The sequence below is a fragment of the Chelatococcus sp. CO-6 genome (assembly GCF_001271345.1).
Classification (GTDB): Bacteria; Pseudomonadota; Alphaproteobacteria; order Rhizobiales; family Beijerinckiaceae; genus Chelatococcus_A; species Chelatococcus_A caeni.
The window spans coordinates 2,426,476-2,442,944 of sequence record NZ_CP012398.1 but is presented as its reverse complement, the minus strand read 5'-3'; the positions used below and the strand labels follow the sequence as shown (position 1 = coordinate 2,442,944).

The 16,469-nt window shown below is 68.7% G+C and carries 15 protein-coding genes and 1 pseudogene; 9 read left to right on the top strand and 7 right to left on the bottom strand.

What is annotated here, in order from left to right:
• Window positions 1–177: 177 nt before the first annotated feature.
• A complete protein-coding gene (locus tag AL346_RS11455; RefSeq protein WP_019401407.1) occupies window positions 178–1,173 on the bottom strand; it encodes a sugar-binding transcriptional regulator in 996 nt (331 codons plus the stop codon).
• A 312-nt stretch (window positions 1,174–1,485) separates the two neighbouring features.
• Here AL346_RS11455 and AL346_RS11450 point away from each other — a divergent pair, with 312 nt between their 5' ends.
• The 4 genes from AL346_RS11450 to AL346_RS11435 all read left to right on the top strand — a co-directional run bounded on the left by AL346_RS11450 (window position 1,486) and on the right by AL346_RS11435 (window position 4,280).
• Window positions 1,486–2,916: a PTS galactitol transporter subunit IIC gene (locus AL346_RS11450; RefSeq protein WP_019401408.1), complete on the top strand. Its 1,431-nt coding sequence runs from the start codon at window positions 1,486–1,488 to the stop codon at window positions 2,914–2,916.
• A 9-nt stretch (window positions 2,917–2,925) separates the two neighbouring features.
• Window positions 2,926–3,390 carry a PTS sugar transporter subunit IIA gene (locus AL346_RS11445; protein WP_019401409.1) on the top strand — a complete coding sequence of 155 codons (465 nt, stop codon included), beginning with the start codon at window positions 2,926–2,928 and terminating at the stop codon, window positions 3,388–3,390.
• An 81-nt stretch (window positions 3,391–3,471) separates the two neighbouring features.
• Window positions 3,472–3,759 carry a PTS sugar transporter subunit IIB gene (locus AL346_RS11440; protein ID WP_019401410.1) on the top strand — a complete coding sequence of 96 codons (288 nt, stop codon included), beginning with the start codon at window positions 3,472–3,474 and terminating at the stop codon, window positions 3,757–3,759.
• A gap of 125 nt (window positions 3,760–3,884) precedes the next feature.
• Window positions 3,885–4,280, top strand: a complete 396-nt coding sequence (locus tag AL346_RS11435; protein WP_019401411.1) for a VOC family protein — start codon at window positions 3,885–3,887, stop codon at window positions 4,278–4,280.
• A 150-nt stretch (window positions 4,281–4,430) separates the two neighbouring features.
• On the opposite strand, the gene ptsP is transcribed toward AL346_RS11435, so the two are convergent.
• From ptsP to AL346_RS11405, 6 genes and pseudogenes are all read right to left on the bottom strand, one after another.
• Window positions 4,431–6,419 (bottom strand): phosphoenolpyruvate--protein phosphotransferase, encoded by a 1,989-nt coding sequence (gene ptsP, locus AL346_RS11430; protein WP_245258866.1) that lies wholly within the window; start codon window positions 6,417–6,419, stop codon window positions 4,431–4,433.
• A 3-nt stretch (window positions 6,420–6,422) separates the two neighbouring features.
• Entirely contained in the window at window positions 6,423–6,806 is a 384-nt protein-coding gene (locus AL346_RS11425; RefSeq protein WP_019401413.1) for a PTS glucitol/sorbitol transporter subunit IIA, read from the bottom strand.
• A gap of 18 nt (window positions 6,807–6,824) precedes the next feature.
• Window positions 6,825–7,835 (bottom strand): PTS glucitol/sorbitol transporter subunit IIB, encoded by a 1,011-nt coding sequence (locus AL346_RS11420; protein ID WP_053193676.1) that lies wholly within the window; start codon window positions 7,833–7,835, stop codon window positions 6,825–6,827.
• Window positions 7,836–7,872: 37 nt separating this feature from the next.
• Window positions 7,873–8,391, bottom strand: a pseudogene (locus AL346_RS11415) (PTS glucitol/sorbitol transporter subunit IIC); the annotation flags it as partial.
• Between the two features lie 111 nt (window positions 8,392–8,502).
• Window positions 8,503–8,943: a transcriptional regulator GutM gene (locus tag AL346_RS11410; protein ID WP_019401115.1), complete on the bottom strand. Its 441-nt coding sequence runs from the start codon at window positions 8,941–8,943 to the stop codon at window positions 8,503–8,505.
• Between the two features lie 356 nt (window positions 8,944–9,299).
• Window positions 9,300–10,262, bottom strand: a complete 963-nt coding sequence (locus AL346_RS11405; protein WP_019401114.1) for a sugar-binding transcriptional regulator — start codon at window positions 10,260–10,262, stop codon at window positions 9,300–9,302.
• A 186-nt stretch (window positions 10,263–10,448) separates the two neighbouring features.
• On the opposite strand from AL346_RS11405, the gene AL346_RS11400 reads away from it, so the two are divergent.
• The 5 genes from AL346_RS11400 (at window position 10,449) to AL346_RS11380 (ending at window position 16,466) form a co-directional block, all read left to right on the top strand.
• On the top strand, window positions 10,449–11,792 hold the full coding sequence (locus tag AL346_RS11400; protein WP_019401113.1) for an NAD(P)H-dependent oxidoreductase: 1,344 nt from the start codon (window positions 10,449–10,451) through the stop codon (window positions 11,790–11,792).
• A gap of 240 nt (window positions 11,793–12,032) precedes the next feature.
• The gene (locus AL346_RS11395) at window positions 12,033–13,049 is read left to right on the top strand and encodes a thiamine pyrophosphate-dependent dehydrogenase E1 component subunit alpha (RefSeq protein ID WP_019401623.1); all 1,017 of its coding nucleotides are present in this window, start codon (window positions 12,033–12,035) and stop codon (window positions 13,047–13,049) included.
• A gap of 7 nt (window positions 13,050–13,056) precedes the next feature.
• Window positions 13,057–14,055 carry an alpha-ketoacid dehydrogenase subunit beta gene (locus AL346_RS11390; protein WP_019401622.1) on the top strand — a complete coding sequence of 333 codons (999 nt, stop codon included), beginning with the start codon at window positions 13,057–13,059 and terminating at the stop codon, window positions 14,053–14,055.
• Window positions 14,055–15,353, top strand: a complete 1,299-nt coding sequence (locus AL346_RS11385) for a dihydrolipoamide acetyltransferase family protein (RefSeq protein ID WP_053193673.1) — start codon at window positions 14,055–14,057, stop codon at window positions 15,351–15,353. The genes AL346_RS11390 and AL346_RS11385 overlap by 1 nt, the downstream gene beginning before the upstream one ends.
• Before the next feature lie 114 nt (window positions 15,354–15,467).
• Entirely contained in the window at window positions 15,468–16,466 is a 999-nt protein-coding gene (locus AL346_RS11380; protein ID WP_019401620.1) for an ABC transporter substrate-binding protein, read from the top strand.
• Window positions 16,467–16,469 lie beyond the last annotated feature (3 nt).

The following is a 16,469-nucleotide window of genomic DNA, read 5'->3' as shown; positions in this document are numbered from 1 at the left end:
CAATCGACTTTTTACAAGAAACCGCCATTATACATTGCCGTAAAACCAAATCCAAATATATTACAAGAATTACTACAATATACTGGCACCCGCGTGGATCGCGAGCAGGCGCCCTGTTTTCGCATCTTCAAACACAAGCGCCCGGCGTGGATGGGGAACTGATGGCGCCGTCGTTTCCTAACGCCTCTCCCGCAGCGGCATCGCGGCGACGAGCCGGCCGGCGAGCTCGCCGTCGATGATGAGACGGTTGACGACGCCCGTCTTCAGCACGGCCTGCAACGCATCGGCCTTGGAGCGTCCCGCCGCGAGCATCACGACCTCGGTACGCCGCAGATCCTCCGGCGCGATGCCGATGGTGCGGGCGTTCACGCCGCACTCCACCAGCCGGCCCTCGCGGTCGAAGAACTTGCCGGCGAGCTCGCAGACGGCCCCGGCGGCGCGCAGCTCGGCAAGGTCGGCCGGCGAGAGCAGCCCGTGGCGGAAGAGGAAGGCATCGGGCGAACAGTCGCCGAAACTCATGAGGTGGAAATCGGCCTCGCGGGCCAAAGCGAGCGACGCCTGCACCGGGCGCTGGCGCAGCACCGCTCCGAGATCGCCCGCCTCGTCGACGACAAGCGGCGCGGGCAGGAAATAGCCCTCGCCGCTGCAGGCCTCGGCGAGGCGCACGACCTCGAAATTGTTGAGCGACACGTCGCGTGTCAGCGAGCCGATGACGGAGACGAAGCGCACGTTCTGCTTGGGGAAGGCGGTGAAGGCGTCGACCACCGCCGTCACGGTGCGGCCGCAGCCGACGCCGATGGTGAGCCGCGGCGTGCCGAGGAGCCGCCGCGTCAGGTAGTTGGCGCCGGCCAGACCGACGCCGCGCCGCGCCAGCCGGTCCGCCGTCTCGTCGTCGAGGCTTCCCGTCTGCTCGTCGAACGGCGGCGTCAGGATGCATTCGGCAAGGCCGTAGCGGGCGGCGAGCCAGTCGGCCAGGGCGAGCGTCTCGCTCGTCTCGTGCTGGATCGAGATCTTGACGATGCCGGCCTCGCGCGCTTGGGCGAGCATGCGCGTGACCTTGAAGCGCGAGATCTTGAGGTCGCGCGCCACCTCCTCCTGGCCCTTGCCGTGGACGTAGTAAAGCCACGCCGCACGCACCATGAGGTCCTGATCGCCCCGCCCCGCCTCGCTCATCGTTCCTCCCTTTTCTGCACGATCGTGCACAGATCGCACGAATTGACGATAGTTAAAAAGGCTGACATCATGAACTTGTGTGCACGCAGCGCACGATTGTTCAGACGCTTCGCCGCCAGCTCATATCACCGAAAACCGACGAAGCACTGCGTGCAAGCCGGCGCCGGATGTCACGAGAGAGGCCGCCAAGGCCCGCGACCGCCGCCGGACGGGACCAGGGACGCAAGGCGCCCTCATGCGCCTCGCAGGACAACGCCATAACAACGGCGCCCGCCGCAACAGCGGAACGACGGCGCCGCCGGAGGAAAGGTCATGGATGGGCTGCTGAGCGGTCTCAAGACCGTCGTCGATTCCCTGGGAGCGACCGTTCTGCTCCCCATCGTCATCTTCATCATCGCCGTCGTGCTGGGCGCCAGGCCCGGCCGCGCCTTCCGGGCGGGCGTGACCATCGGGGTCGCCTTCATCGGCATCAACCTCGTCATCGGCCTGATGTTCACGAGCCTCAGCGACGTGGCGCAGGCGATCGTGAAGAACACCGGAATCACGCGCGACGTGGTGGACGTCGGCTGGCCGTCCGCGGCGGCGATTGCCTTCGGCTCCTCGGTCGGGCTGTGGGTGATCCCCATCGGCATCGCCGTCAACGTGCTGCTGCTGATGACGCGGATGACGCGCACGCTCAATGTCGACGTGTGGAACTTCTGGCACTTCGCCTTCATCGGCTCGCTCGTCGTCGCGGCCACCGGCAGCCTCTTCTACGGCCTCGTCGCGGCGGCGCTGATGGCGGCGCTTGCCCTCCTCTTCGCCGACTGGACGGCCAAGGCCGTGCAGCGCTTCTACGGCATCCCCGGCGTATCGGTGCCGCATCTCGCCTCGGCGCAGATCCTGCCCATCGCCATCGCCGTCAACTGGGTGATCGACCGCATCCCCGGCCTCAACGCGATCAACCTCGACACCGACGTCATCCAGAAGAAGCTCGGCGTCTTCGGCGAGCCCGTCATCCTCGGCCTCGCCATCGGCCTCGTGCTCGGCGCCATCGGCTATTACGACGCCGGCGACGCCTCGACGGTGGTCAGCAAGGTGCTCCAGACCGGCATGAACCTCGCCGCGGTCATGTTCCTGCTGCCGCGCATGGTGAAGATCCTGATGGAGGGGCTCATCCCCGTCTCCGAGGCGGCGCGGACTTTCGTCCAGAAGCGCGCCGGCGACCGGGAGATCCTCGTCGGGCTCGATTCGGCCATCCTCATCGGCCATCCGGCGGCCATCTCGAGCGCGCTGATCCTGGTGCCGATCGCCATCGTCCTGTCGATCATCCTGCCCGGCAACCGCGTCATCCTCTTCGCCGATCTCGCGGTCATCCCCTTCCTCGTCGCCATGGCCGCGCCGGTCGTCGGCGGCAACGTGCTGCGCATGGTGATCATCGGCACCATCACGCTCGCGGTCGGCTTCTACGTGGCGACGGGGCTCGCGCCGCTCTTCACCAGTGCCGCGGTCGCCGCCGGCTTCGCGCTGCCGGAGGGCACGACGCAGATCACCAGCATCGTCGACGGCTTCCTGTGGGTGTCCTATGTGGTCGTCGAGGCGGTGGCGGGGCTGGGCATCGTCGGGCTCCTCGTCCTGCTTGCGGTGATCGCGCTTTGCTTCATCGCCTTCCACCGCCGGCCGGCCGCCTGGGAGCGGCTCGCCGGCAGCGACGACCCCGCGCCGGCACCGGCGAAAGCCCCCGCCGCCACGCCCGCGGAGTGACGAGGCCCCATGCACGACAGTATTTCCCGGCATCTCGACCCCGAGGCGATCTGCCTCGGGGTCGAGGCCACATCGAACCGTGACGTCATCGACCTGCTCGCCGGGCGCCTTGCCGCCCTCGGCCGCGTGCGGCCGAGCTTCGCCGGCGCCGTCCTCGCACGCGAGGCAAGCATGCCGACCGGCCTGCCGCTCGGCGGCGCCGTCAACGTCGCCGTGCCGCATACGGACCCGGAGCACGTGGTGAAGCCGTCGCTTGCGCTTGCCACCCTCGCGCGGCCCGTCGGCTTCGGCAGCATGGACGATCCGGACGAGGAAATCCCCGTCGGCGTCGTGATGATGCTGGCGCTCGACAACAAGGACGCGCAGATCGACATGCTGCGCGAGGTCGCGGAGCTCATCCAGCGGCCAGGAGCGCTCGCGGCGCTCGCCGCCGCGACGTCGCCGGACGAAATCTATGCAGTGCTGGGAGCCTGACGCGGGGGGCGCGGAAAGGTCCGCCTTGCCTTTGCCGCCCCCGGCGACCAGCATCGTCTGACAGGAACGGGAGGAAGAAGAATGCCAAGGACCAAAGTCGTCCTCGTCGCCTGCGGCACGGCCGTCGCGACGTCGACCGTCGTTGCCAATGCCATCGAGGAGGAGATGCGCGAGCGCGGCATCGCGGTCGACATCCGCCAGTGCAAGGCGACCGAGGTGCCGGGCCTGATCGACGACGTCGATCTCGTCGTCTCGACGACACCGGTGCCGCCGGACCTCGACAAGCCGGTCATCACCACGCTCGCCTTCCTCACCGGCATCGGCAAGGCCGAGGTGCTCGACAAGATCGAGGCGGCGCTGCGGGGGTGATGTTCTCCGCTTCTCTTGCGGGAAGGGAAGACCAGATACGTAGCGGGCCCGCCACCCAACGCGACGGTGGGACTGGTGGTGCCTAGCCGGTCGCTTTGATAGCGTCTCCAGGCGAAGTGGAGACGATGATGAGCCTCGGCGGGATCGCGAACCTCGACTACATGGTCATCCTTTGCAGCAAGATGCAGGAGACCCGAACCTTCTATGGCGATGTGATGGGGTTCGAGATCGCCGAGGATCAAGAAAACTGGGTGAGCTTTCGGATCGGCTCGACCTTACTCACGCTTCGTCCTCGCGGGCCGTGGTCCCTCTGCGATGACGGCCCACGGCCGCAAGGCTCAGCGGCGGTCCAACTTGCCTTCCGCGTGCCGCTGGATGCCGTCGATCGCTGCCATGAGGAACTGGCGAGCAAAGGCGTGGCCATCCTGCGGGAACCGACCGACCTGCCCAAGTGGCGTCACCGCACGCTGTTCTTCCGTGATCCCGAGGACAACATCATCGAGATCTACGCGGAGTTTTGAATGCGGAGATCCGCTTCGCGCCCGTCTCGGGCATTCGCAACGAATCCTTGCTCCTACCGCCCCAAAAAAGAACCCGCCGGAAGCTTTCCGGCGGGCTTTCCAGTCAGGGGAAGAGCCCTTTGAGGCCGGGCGCCTCAGCGCCCGGTCCGATCACGTTTCGCTGACGATCTTCTTGGCCCGCGGGATGAGCGAGGGGCTCATGGAGAGCTCGCTCACGCCCCAGCCGAGGAGCCGCGGGATCATGCCCGGCTCGCCGGCGGCCTCGCCGCAGACGCCGACCTTGATGCCGGCCTCGCGCGCGGCCCGGCAGGTCATCTCGATCATGGCGAGCACGGCGGGATGGTCGGCCCGGTTGAGATGGGCGAGGCGGGCGTTGGTGCGGTCCGCCGCCATCGTATATTGCGTGAGGTCATTGGTGCCGATCGAGAAGAAGTCGACCTCACGGGCGAGCGTCGCGGCGCAAAGGGCGGCGGCCGGCGTCTCGACCATGATGCCGACCTCGAACGGGCCGGCCTCGCGGCCTTCGTCCATGAGCTCCTGCCGGCAGGCATCGATGAGCGCCCGCGCCGCCGTCACCTCGGTGACATCCGTCACCATCGGGAACATCACGCGCGCCGTCCCCACGGCCGCGGCGCGCAGGATGGCACGCAGCTGCGGCTTCAACAGATGCGGCCGGTCGAGGCACATGCGGATGCCGCGCCAGCCGAGGAAGGGGTTCTCCTCCCGCTCGGGCGCGATGCCGGGCAGAGCCTTGTCGCCGCCGATGTCGAGCGTGCGGAAGATGACCGCATGCGGGTGGAAGGCCTTCACGACGCGCGCATAGATGCGGAACTGCTCGTCCTCGCTCGGCAGGGTCTTGCCGTGCATGAACAGGAACTCGGTGCGGAAGAGGCCAACACCCATGGCGCCGAAGCCGAGCGCTCCGTCGATCTCCGCCTCCGAGCCGAGATTGGCCGCCACCTCGATGGCGCGGCCGTCGCGCGTCTTCGGCGCGACATGGGTGAAGGCGGCGAGCGCGCGCCGCTCGGCTTCCGCCTTTTCGAGCCGCGCAGCATAGGCGGCCGCGACGGCGGCATCGGGATTGACGACGGCAACGCCCCGGCTGCCGTCGATGGCGACCGTCTGCGCCGAGCGCAGCGCCGCCTCCTCGGCCTTGACGCCGACGACGGCGGGAAAGCCGAAGGAGCGGGCGAGGATGGCGATATGCGAGGTCGGCCCGCCCTCGGTCGTGACGAGCCCCTCGAGGAGGCGCAGCGGCAGGCGCGCGAGATCGAGCGCGCTCAGGTGCCCCGCGACGAGGATCGCCGGCTCGGCGAGCGCCGCAAGGTCGATCTCGTCGCGGCCGAGCAGCACGTTCGCGACCTGGCGGGCGACGCCGCGCACGTCCTCGGCGCGGGCGCGGAAATAGGCGTCGTCGATGTGGGTGAAGCGCTCGGCAAGGTCCGCGCCGACGGCGAGCACCGCCGCGACCGGATCCTCCTGCGCGCCGATGCGCGCCTCGACGGCCGTGAGGAACTCGGGATCCTGCGCGACGTCCTTGAGCGCCGCCATGATGTCGGCAGCGGTCGCGGCGGCAGCATCGCCGTTGTCGGCCTTGCGCTCGAGCATGGCGCAGACGGTCTCCACCGCGCGGCGGAAGCGCAGCGTCTCGGCCTCCACCTCCTGCGCCGCGATGCGGCCGCGCTCCGGCTGCGGCTCGCGCGGCAGATAGACGAAGGCCCGGCCGACGGCCACGCCCTCGCTCGCGGCGACACCGACGAGTTCTCCCGGCGCCGCAGGTTCCTGCGCCACCGTCGGGGCAGGCACATGTTCTGGCGGGACCGTCTGCGCGGCCTCCCGGGCCGGATCGTCCGCCTCGCCGGCGACGATGGCGGCGAGGCCTTCGACGGCGGCCTCGGCATCCTCGCCGCGGGCGCGAATGACGATCTCGTCGCCCTCCTTGACGGCCAGCAGCATGAGCTTGACCGTGCTCTTGGCATTGGCCGAGCGCCCACCCTTGACGATCTCGATGTCGGACGAAAAGCCCTTGGCGAACTGCACCACGCGCGCGGCGGGACGCGCGTGCAGCCCTTCCTCCAGCCGCACGACCGCCGTCCGCTCGACGTCCATCACCTGCTCCACGGTTGCCTGCCCTGCCATCGCTCAGGCCCTCGCCAGGATTTCGATGGCAGCCCCGGGGACGAGCAGCGGCAGCACGGCCGCCCCTTGCGTCTCCTCGAGGCAGATCTCGCCCGGACGGTCCGGGCTCGCGACGCCCGAGAAATTGAAGACGACATGGCCCATGTCGGCCACCTTCTTCCACGCCGTCTCGCCGATGGCGGTGATGGCGAAGTCCCGCCCGCCGATGCGCAGCACGTCGCCCGGGGCGGGGGCGGCGCCGGCCTCCCCCTCAGCCCGGTGCAGCACGGCGACTTCCGCGAGCTCCGGCGGCGCCCCCTCGGCGAAGAGGATGACGACGCCCCCTTCGGCGAGATCCGCCACATCGGGCCCGATCGTCGTGATCACCGTGCGATAGAGCTGCGTCATGGCGGATCTCCTTTTTCTTCAGAGCGCGAAGCTGGCGAGCCAGGCGATGACCACGGAAACGGGTCCCATGATCTGGCGGCTCAGGAGAACCGCCGGCACGCCGATCTTGATGGTTTCGGGTTTTGCCTCGCCGAGCGCGAGGCCCACGGGCACGAAGTCGCAGCCGACCTGGGTGTTGTAGGCAAACAGCGCCGGCAGGGCCATGGCGGGCGGAATGGTGCCGTTGCCGATGGCCGGGCCGATGATGGCCGCGCCGATGACCTGGGCGATGACCGCGCCCGGCCCGAGCACCGGCGACAGGAACGGCAGACCGCAGATGGCCGAGAGCACCAGGAGGCCGAAGATGTTGCCCGCCAGCGGCTCGAGCAGGTGCGCCAGCCAGTTGCCGATGCCCGTGGCGTTGATGACGCCGATGAGCATCGTCACGAAGGCCATGAACGGCAGGACGTTGCGGATGACCTGGTCGATCGAGCGCCGGCCGCTGTTGAACAGGACGCCGACGACATGGCCCATGGAGCGGCCGATGCCGGTGATGAAGCCGACGAGGCCGCCCGATTCCGCCGCCGGCATGGCCGCCCCGGCCGGCGCGGCGAAGGGGTTGGCGCCCGCCGGCGGCGCCCCTGCGGCGGCCGGCGCGGCCGCCTCGCTGCCGTCGGCGAGGCGGATCGAATCCACCGTCACGCCGGAGACATAGATGTCCTCGGTGATGAACTGGGCGAGCGGCCCCGACTGGCCGACGGGCGTGAGGTTCACCGTCGGGATGCGCTTGCGCGGGTAGACGCCGCATCGGGCTGTGCCGCCGCAATCGACGACGACGACGGCGATCTCGCTTTCGAGCGGCGGCGCGGTGAAACCGTCGACCGCCGTCGCGCCGGTCAATTCGGCGATGCGCCGGGCGACCTCCGGGATGCCGCCGCCGGTGACGGCGACGACCTTGTCACGCTCGGTGGTGGGCTGGATGACCAGGGGCCCGCCCCAGCCGCGCGCGCCGCGCTCGATCCTGACGGCCTTGAACTGCCTGTCCGACATGTCCGTGCTCCTTCTTTCGCGTCACGAGCACGGCGGCTCAGAGCGTCACGCCTTCGCGGCGCGCGATGATCTTCGTGATCCACTCGGTGACGATGCCCTTGAGCAGGATCACCACGAGGCCGACGACGAAGTAGAAGAGCGCGAGCTTGGCGAGCGAAAACGGCGCGGTGCCATTCTCGACGAGCTTGGTGATGCCGGCCGCAACCCCGAGCCAGACGAAGAGCTCGCCCGGATTGGCATGGGGGAAGAGGCCGGTGATCGGGTGCACGAAGGACACGGCCGAATCGTAGAAGGCCGGCTTGTGCTTCTCCTCCAGGAAAACGCCGAAGGTGTAGGCCATCGGGTTGGTGAGGAAGAAGACCGCCAGCAGCGGCAGGATGGTGTAGCGCGTGAAGACATTGCCCGCCGCATAGCGCGCCACCTTGTGCACGCGCTGCTCGCCGACGAGCTCGATGATGGCGTAGACCGCCGTCAGGAGCACGATCAGCGTCGGCAGGATACCCGTGACGAAGGCGATGAAGACCTTCCCGCCCTCGTTGAACACGCCGATGAAGGCCTCGGCGCCTCCGGCCAGCCATTCCAACATGGTTCACCCTCCCCAGACATTTTGCCTTGCTTGATCGATCCCTCGCGGCGACCGCCGCCGAGGGCTTCCCGGCACCTGGCGTCAGGCGACGGCCGGGGTCGGCCGCGCCACGCGGCCGGGCCCAGGCGCCTCGGCGCGCCCGGTGCGCAGGCGATCGACCTGCTCCAGCGCCTGGCGGAAGGCGGCGGCCCGGTTGGCGGCCCCGGCAAAGGGCGTGCCCACACGCAGCTCGGCGGCCGGCATGCCGGTCAGATCCGGCAGGGGCACGAATTTGGCGAAGACGCTGCGCCCTTCCATGACGAGGGCCTCGCGCACCAGATCGTCTGCCCCGACGACCAGCATGGCGATGACGCCGCGGCCGAAGCTCGCCTTGGCGACGCCGACGCCGACATAGCCGTCGGCCCAGCGCGTGGTGATGTCGCCGAGCACGCGGCGGTAGTGGCGCATCTGCAGGTAAGTGCCGAGGCTCTGCAGCGCCCACAGGACGCCGAGAACGAGAAGCGCGCTTTGCCAGAAATTCATGCGTTCCTCCCCTATGCCGCACGTTTGTTCGTGTCTTGCACAAATGAGTGTACATTTGTTTCTACGATCGTCAATGTGTTTGATGTGGCGGTCGGCAGTCGGCAGTCGGGCGGACCTCACGCCGCCGCAACCGAAAGCAACTTCGTTCACGGGCGCATGCAGCGAAGCGGAATGCGACCCGGGAACCAGCACATGAACCTGCCGAAGGCACCGCATGAATAGGTCCCGGCTCTGCGCCGCATCATTTCATGCTGCGGCGCGTCCGGGGCACGAGGGCGCGCCAGGCGTGAAGGGCGGACTGACGTGTCGCGACTGTCCGGAATAAGGACGCCCGGAATCGATGGCGTTATCCGCCTTCAGCCCTCGAGCAGCCCCAGCGCTGCCGGCTCGTCGGTCACGAGGACGCTCGCCGAGGTCGCCTTCAGCGCCGCGCGGATGGCGCGCACCTTGCTGTAGCCGCCGGCGGCGACGACGACCTTGGGGATGCGGCGGATGTCGTCGAGGTCGATCGCCATGATGCGGCGGTTGAAGGGATGGTCGACCACATTGCCCTCGGCATCGAGGAAATGGCACAGCACGTCGCCGACGGCGCCGGCCTTGCGCAGGCTCTCGAGCTGCGAACGCGGCAGCAGGCCCTGGCGGAAGAGCGTCGCCTCCTCGCTGACGTTGCCGACGCTGACGAGCGCGATGTCGACGCGGCGCGCCCTGTCGAGCAGCTCCTTCAGGCCCGGCTCCTCCCAGAGGAGCGCCCGCACCGCCTCATTGGCGACGAAGATCGGCGCCGTCAGCTGGTAGCATTCGGCGCCGAAGGCATCGGCCACGCGCCGGGCCACCGCGGACGGGTTGATGGTGCGCGAATGGGTGAGCCCGCCCATGAGCGAGATGACGGAGAGATTGTCGTAGCGGCCGTTGCCGAGGGCCTTGAGGCTCATGTGCAGGGTGGCGCCCCAGCCGATGCCGATGGACATGCCGTCGCGCACCTGGTCGTTGAGATAGCTGCCGGCCGCGTGGCCGACGAGCGTCGCGGTGTCGGCCTCGTCGGCGGCCGCCGGCACCACGATCGCTTCCCCGAGGCCGAGCTCACGCACGAGGCGGCGCTCCAGCGCGATCTGCTCGGCGCCCTTGGCCTCGATGCGGATGCGGACCAGCCCCTCGTCGCGTGCCGCCGCCAGGAGGCGCACGACCTTGATGCGCCCGATGTTCATGGTCTGGGCGATCTGTTCCTGCGTGAGGCCCTCGACATAATAGAGCCAAGCCGCCCGCACCTTCATGTCGGACGAGGGCTGAACCTCCTGGCGGGCAAGCTTCTCGGCACGCATCGGCAACGATTTTCCCAATCATCCAATCGGCCGCGACAGTGACCGCAAGCGCCCCGGGAGGCAAGCGCGCGGCGTACATCGCATCCCGCTTGACGCGCAATCGTTCATGAATTTATGTTCGTTGCAATGTACAAATGTGCTGATCACGGCACGTCACGGAACCGCCGTGGAGAGGGGAAACAGCCCATGGACACCAGAGCGCCTGCGGGGCGTGCCAGTGACGATTCCCTCATCGACGCCCTCCAGCGCCGCGAGCGCGAGGGACGGCCGGTCCGCGTCGGCCTCATCGGCGTCGGCCAGATGGGCACCGACATCGTGGTGCAGACGACCCAGATGCCCGGCATCGAGATCGTCGCTGCGGCCGATGCCATCGCCGAGCGGGTCAGCGAGGCCTGCGCCATCGCCGGCGGCAGCGCCCGGCAGCCGAAGACCGCGACGAGCCCGGGCGAGGTCGCGGCGGCGATCGCCGAGGGCCGCCTCGCCGTCGCCCCGTCCTATGAAGCGGTCTGCGCTGCCGAGGGCGTCGACGTCGTCATCGACGCGACGGGCAATCCCAATGTCGGGGCCATGGTCGCGCTCGCCACCATCGCCGCCGGCAAGCACATCGTGATGATGAACGTCGAGGCGGACATCACCATCGGCAGCTATCTGGCGGCCAAGGCCGACGAGAAGGGCGTCGTCTACACGCTCGCCGCCGGCGACGAGCCCTGCTGTACGATGGAGCTGATCAATTTCGTGCGCAGCCTCGGCTATCCCGTCGTCGCCGCCGGCAAGGGCAAGAACAACCCGCTGAAGTTCGATGCCACGCCCGACGCCTACGAGGAGGAGGCGCACCGGCGCAACATGAACCCGCGGATGCTGGTGGAGTTCGTCGACGGCTCGAAGACCATGGTCGAGATGGTCGCCGTCGCCAATGCCGCCGGCCTGGTGCCGGACCGGCCGGGCATGCACGGGCCCGCCGCGCCGCGCGAGGAGCTTCACAAGGTGCTGTGCCCGCAGGAGGACGGGGGCCTCCTGTCGCGCCGCGGCGTCGTCGATTTCTCGGTGGCGCGCGGCGTCGCGCCGGGGGTCTTCGTCATCGCCGAGATGCGCCATCCGCGCATCCGCGAGCGGATGGAGGACCTGCACCTCGGCGAAGGGCCCTACTACACCTTCTACCGGCCCTATCACCTCACCAGCATCGAGGTGCCGCTGTCGGCGGCGAACGCGGTCATCTACGGCCGCAGCCTGATGCGGCCGCTGCCGGTGCCGAGCGCGGAAGTCGGCGCCGTCGCCAAGCGCGACCTCACCGCGGGCGAGACGCTCGATGCCATCGGCGAATATTGCTACCGCGGCATCGCCCTCTCCCGGGCGGACGCGCTCTCGCTGAAGGCGCTGCCGATCGGCCTCGCACAGGGGGCGAAGGTCACGCGGCCGGTGCGCAAGGGCGAGTATCTCACCTACGAGAACTGCGCGCCCGATGAGAGCCTGATGATCGCCAGGGTGCGCAAGGAGCAGGACGCCTTCGTCGCCGGGCTCGAGGGGCGGTGATGCGGAGACGCGGGGGGTGATCCCTCCCCTCGAGGGGAGGGTGGATCGCGCCGTAAGGCGCGAGACGGGTGGGGTCGAAACCGGGAACCATGTTCAACGTTGGCCGCATCGCCCCCTCCGTCACCGCTTCGCGGCGCCACCTCCCCCTCACGGGGGAGGATCAACGCCTCCGGCGTTTGAATGCGAAGGACAGGGTGCTGTGCCAACGTCCACCCGACCAGCCACCGAGGTCATGACGCGATGAAAGCCGACACTGACACCACCGCCAGGCGGCCCAACCAGCGGCCGGAGCTGGCGGCCATCGACGACGAGACGATGCGGAGCGTGCTGCGCAAGATGCACCTCATCCGCAAGTTCGAGGAGGCGGCCGAGGCGAGCTACATGCGCGGCCTCATCCACGGCACCATGCATCTGTCCATCGGGCAGGAGGCGAGCGCCGTCGGGGCGACGCTGGCGCTGATGGACGAGGACTACATCCTCTCCACCCACCGCGGCCACGGCCATTGCATCGCCAAGGGGGCGGAGCCGGCGCGCATGTTCGCCGAGTTCTTCGGCAAGGAGAACGGCTATTGCCGCGGGCGCGGCGGCTCCATGCACATCGCCGATGTCGACGGCGGCAATCTCGGCGCCAACGGCATCGTCGGCGGCGGCCTGCCGATCGCGGTCGGCGTCGGCATGAGCATCAAGGCGCAGAAGCTCGACCGGGTCGCCGTCGTCTTCTTCGGCGACGGGGCCTCCAACGAGGGTGCCTTCCACGAGGCGCTCAACATGGCCTCGATCTGGAAACTGCCGATCCTCTTCGTCTGCGAGAACAACAAGTACGGCATGTCGATGGACATCGGCCGCGCCATGGCGGTGCCCAACGTCGCCGACCGCGCCGTGGCCTATGCCATGCCGGGCGTCGTCGTCGACGGCAACGACCTGCCCGCCGTCGCCGCTGTGGCGCACGATGCGGCCGAGCGGGCGCGGACCGGCGGCGGTCCGACGCTCATCGAATGCAAGACCTATCGCCTGCGCGGCCATTCCAAGAGCGACCGCAATCTCTACCGCACCAAGGAAGAGATCGAGGATTGGCGCAACCGCTGCCCCATCCGCCGCCTCGAGGCGGAGCTCGTGGCGCACGAACGCTTCACGCCCGACGTGCTGATGACCATCGAAGAGGCGGCGCAGGCGGAGATCGACACCGCGCTCGACTTCGCCAAGGCGAGCCCCGACCCGGACCCGAAGGACCTGACCCGCGATGTCTACGCTGACTGAGGCCGCCGTGGAGAGCGCGGTGCGCGAACTCACCTATGCCGAAGCCATCCGCGAGGCGCTGGCCATCGCCATGGAGGCGGACGAGCGCGTCTTCCTCTTCGGCGAGGATGTCGGCGTCTACGGCGGCGCCTTCGGCGTCTCGGGCGATCTGGTGCATCGTTTCGGCACCGAGCGGGTCATCGACACGCCGATCAGCGAGCTCGGCATCGCGGGGGCGGCGGTCGGCGCGGCGATCACCGGCATGAAGCCTGTGCTGGAGATCCAGTTCTCGGATTTCGTGACGCTCGCCATGGAGCAGATCGTCAACCAGGCGGCCAAGATCCGCTTCATGTTCGGCGGCAAGGCCAAGGTGCCGATGGTGGTGCGCCTGCCCGGCGGCTCGGGCACCGGGGCGGCGGCGCAGCACAGCCAGAGCCTCGAGGCGTGGTTCGCCCACGTCCCGGGCCTCAAGGTCATCCAGCCGTCGAGCCCGCACGATGCCAAGGGCATGCTGCTGTCGGCCATCGACGATCCCAATCCCGTCCTCATCTTCGAGCACAAGCTGCTCTACAAGACGAAGGGCCATGTGCCGGAGGGCGACTATCGCGTGCCGATCGGCAAGGCGGCGGTCCGGCGCGAGGGCCGCGACCTCACCATCGTCGGCTCGTCGATCATGGTCGTGCGCGCGGCGGCGGCCGCGGAGAAGCTGGCGGAGGAAGGCATCGACGCCGAGGTCATCGACCTGCGCAGCCTGCGCCCCATCGATTTCGACACCATCGCCGCGAGCGTGCGCAAGACGCACCGGCTGATGGTGGTCTACGAGGGCGTGAAGACCATGGGCATCGGCGCCGAGATCTCGGCCATGATCGCCGAGAGCGACGTCTTCGACTTCCTCGACGCACCCATCGTCCGCCTCGGCGGGGCCGAGGTGCCCCTGCCCTACAACCCGGTGCTGGAGAAGGCCGCCGTGCCCCAGGAGGATGACATCCTCACCGCCGCGCGCCGGCTCGCCAGGGGAGACGCCTGATGCCCGTCGAGGTCATCCTCCCCAAGGTCGACATGGACATGGAGACCGGCTCCATCGAGGCCTGGAAGGTCGCCGAGGGCGATGCCGTCAAGCAGGGCGACATCCTTTTCGAGATCGGCACCAACAAGGCTGTGATGGAGGTGGAGGCCCCGGCGAGCGGCATCATCCGCAACCTCGTGCCCGCCTCTGGCGAGCCGATCGCGGTGGGCACGCCCGTGGCGTGGATCTTTCAGGAGGGTGAGGAGGCGGGAGAGGCAGCCGAACCGACGGCGGGAGCGCCGGGAACTTCTCTCGCCGTTGGCAGAGTGGCGCCACAAGAGGGGCCGCTGCCGTCTTCCGTCACGACCCCCACCCCCAGCCCCTCCCCGCAAGGGGGAGGGGAGAAAAACGCACCGATGAACGGCAGACATGCCGCCCCCACGGCGGACGGCATCCGCGCGACGCCGCTTGCCCGCCGCACGGCGCGTCTCAACGGCATCGCCATCGACGCGGTGACGGGCTCGGGCCCGCGCGGGCGCATCACGGAGAAGGACGTCCTCGCCCATCTCGCGAAGGCGGAGAGCGCCGCGCCGGTGCCCGTCGCCGCGCGGGCGCCCGCCGAAGCGCCGGCGGAAGGCGAGCTCATTCCCTTCGGCCCCGTGCGCCGCATCATCGCGAGCCGTCTTTCCGAGAGCATGCGGGTCGCGCCGCATTTCTACATGACGGCGCAGATGGACATGGGCGCCCTCCAGGCCCTCTTGAAGCGCGTCGGTCCGCGCATCGAGAAGGCGATCGGCGTCAAGCCGAGCCTCACGGTGCTTCTCGCCCGCGTCGTCGCCGGCATCCTGCCGCGCCACCCCATGCTCAACGCGAGCGTCGAGGGCGATGCGGCCCGCCTGCACGCCGCCGTCAACATCGGCATCGCCATGGAGCGCGACGGCGATCTCGTGGTGCCGGTGCTGCGCGGTGCGGAGGGCAAGACCCTCGCGGAGCTGACGCGCGACTTCGGCCGCCTGCGCGCGGCGGTGGCGAGCCGCAGCATCCAGCCGGCCGACATGCGCGGCGGCACCTTCACCCTCTCGAACCTCGGCATGTTCGGCGTCGACAGCTTCACGGCCATCATCAACCAGCCCGAGAGCGCGATCCTGGCCATTGGGCGCACGGTGGAGATGCCGGTCGGCCGCAACGGCGAGATCGTGTTGAGGCCGATGGCGACCTTCTCGCTGTCGTCGGACCATCGAATCGTCGACGGTGTGACCGCCGCACGCTTCATGGCGGACCTCAGGGAAGCCATTGAATGCCCGGAGGTGCTTATCTGAGGTAACTATCGGAAATATAAAAGAATCCATCGTCACAAAAACAATATGCCCGGACGATAGGAATGCCGGCTTCGCGCATCCTGCGCAGCCCGGCCCACAGTGGGAGGAGAATTCATGAACACGCTGACCCGCCGCACCCTCGTCGCCGCCGGTGCGCTCGCCGCCGCCCTCGCTGCGGCCCCCGCCTTTGCGCAGGCGCCGTCCGGCAAGCTGGTGCTCTACACCTCGCAGCCCGAGAAGGACGCCAGCCTGACGACGGAGGCCTTCAAGAAGGCCTATCCCGGCATCGAGGTCGAGATCTTCCGCTCCGGCACCACCGAGGTGATGGGCAAGCTCGCGGCCGAGTTCACGGCCGGCGACCCGCGCCCCGACGTCCTCCTCATCGCCGACGCGGCGAGCATGCAGGCGCTGAAGAAGGACGGGCGCCTCCTGCCTTACGCCGAGGCCAAGGTCGAGGGCTTCGACAAGGAGACCTACGACGCCGACAAGACCTATTTCGGCTCCAAGCTCATCACCACGGGCATCGCCTACAACACCGGCGCGGCCGAGAAGCCCACGTCCTGGAAGGACCTGACCAAGGCCTCCTACAAGGGCCAGATCTCCATGCCGAGCCCGCTCTATTCGGGCGCTGCCGCCATCATGCTCGGCACGATGGTGGACAACGCCGACCTCGGCTGGTCGTTCTACGAGGGGCTGAAGGCCAATGACGCGGTGGCCGTGCGCGGCAACGGCGCCGTGCTGAAGTCGGTCGCCAGCGGCGAGAAGGCCTATGGCATCCTCGTCGACTTCATGGCGCTCAACGCCAAGGCCAAGGGCTCGCCGGTCGATTTCGTCTTCCCGGCCGAGGGCGTGCCGGCGGTGACGGAGCCGGTTGCCATCCTCAAGACCACCAAGAACGAGGCTGCCGCCAAGGCCTTCGTCGACTTCATCCTCTCCGACGAGGGCCAGAAGCTCGCCGCTTCCATGGGCTACGTCCCCGCCAAGGCGGGCATCGCCAATCCCGAGTGGCTGCCGGAGGGCACGAAGATCGAGCTGATGGCGACGAACATCGCCAAGGTCGTCGAGACGACCGACGCGGACAAGAAGCGCTTCGCCGACATGTTCGGCAACTGAGCC

Bases quoted from the DNA above. Each gene is read 5' to 3' on its own strand.
- AL346_RS11420 (WP_053193676.1), bottom strand. From the start codon at position 7,835: ATGTCGGACAGGCAGTTCAAGGCCGTCAGGATCGAGCGCGGCGCGCGC.
- AL346_RS11400 (WP_019401113.1), top strand. From the start codon at position 10,449: ATGGACACCAGAGCGCCTGCGGGGCGTGCCAGTGACGATTCCCTCATC.
- AL346_RS11385 (WP_053193673.1), top strand. From the start codon at position 14,055: ATGCCCGTCGAGGTCATCCTCCCCAAGGTCGACATGGACATGGAGACC.
- AL346_RS11440 (WP_019401410.1), top strand. From the start codon at position 3,472: ATGCCAAGGACCAAAGTCGTCCTCGTCGCCTGCGGCACGGCCGTCGCG.
- AL346_RS11425 (WP_019401413.1), bottom strand. From the start codon at position 6,806: ATGACGCAGCTCTATCGCACGGTGATCACGACGATCGGGCCCGATGTG.
- AL346_RS11405 (WP_019401114.1), bottom strand. From the start codon at position 10,262: ATGCGTGCCGAGAAGCTTGCCCGCCAGGAGGTTCAGCCCTCGTCCGAC.
- AL346_RS11395 (WP_019401623.1), top strand. From the start codon at position 12,033: ATGAAAGCCGACACTGACACCACCGCCAGGCGGCCCAACCAGCGGCCG.
- AL346_RS11445 (WP_019401409.1), top strand. From the start codon at position 2,926: ATGCACGACAGTATTTCCCGGCATCTCGACCCCGAGGCGATCTGCCTC.
- AL346_RS11380 (WP_019401620.1), top strand. From the start codon at position 15,468: ATGAACACGCTGACCCGCCGCACCCTCGTCGCCGCCGGTGCGCTCGCC.
- AL346_RS11410 (WP_019401115.1), bottom strand. From the start codon at position 8,943: ATGAATTTCTGGCAAAGCGCGCTTCTCGTTCTCGGCGTCCTGTGGGCG.
- AL346_RS11450 (WP_019401408.1), top strand. From the start codon at position 1,486: ATGGATGGGCTGCTGAGCGGTCTCAAGACCGTCGTCGATTCCCTGGGA.
- AL346_RS11455 (WP_019401407.1), bottom strand. From the start codon at position 1,173: ATGAGCGAGGCGGGGCGGGGCGATCAGGACCTCATGGTGCGTGCGGCG.
- ptsP (WP_245258866.1), bottom strand. From the start codon at position 6,419: ATGGCAGGGCAGGCAACCGTGGAGCAGGTGATGGACGTCGAGCGGACG.
- AL346_RS11435 (WP_019401411.1), top strand. From the start codon at position 3,885: ATGATGAGCCTCGGCGGGATCGCGAACCTCGACTACATGGTCATCCTT.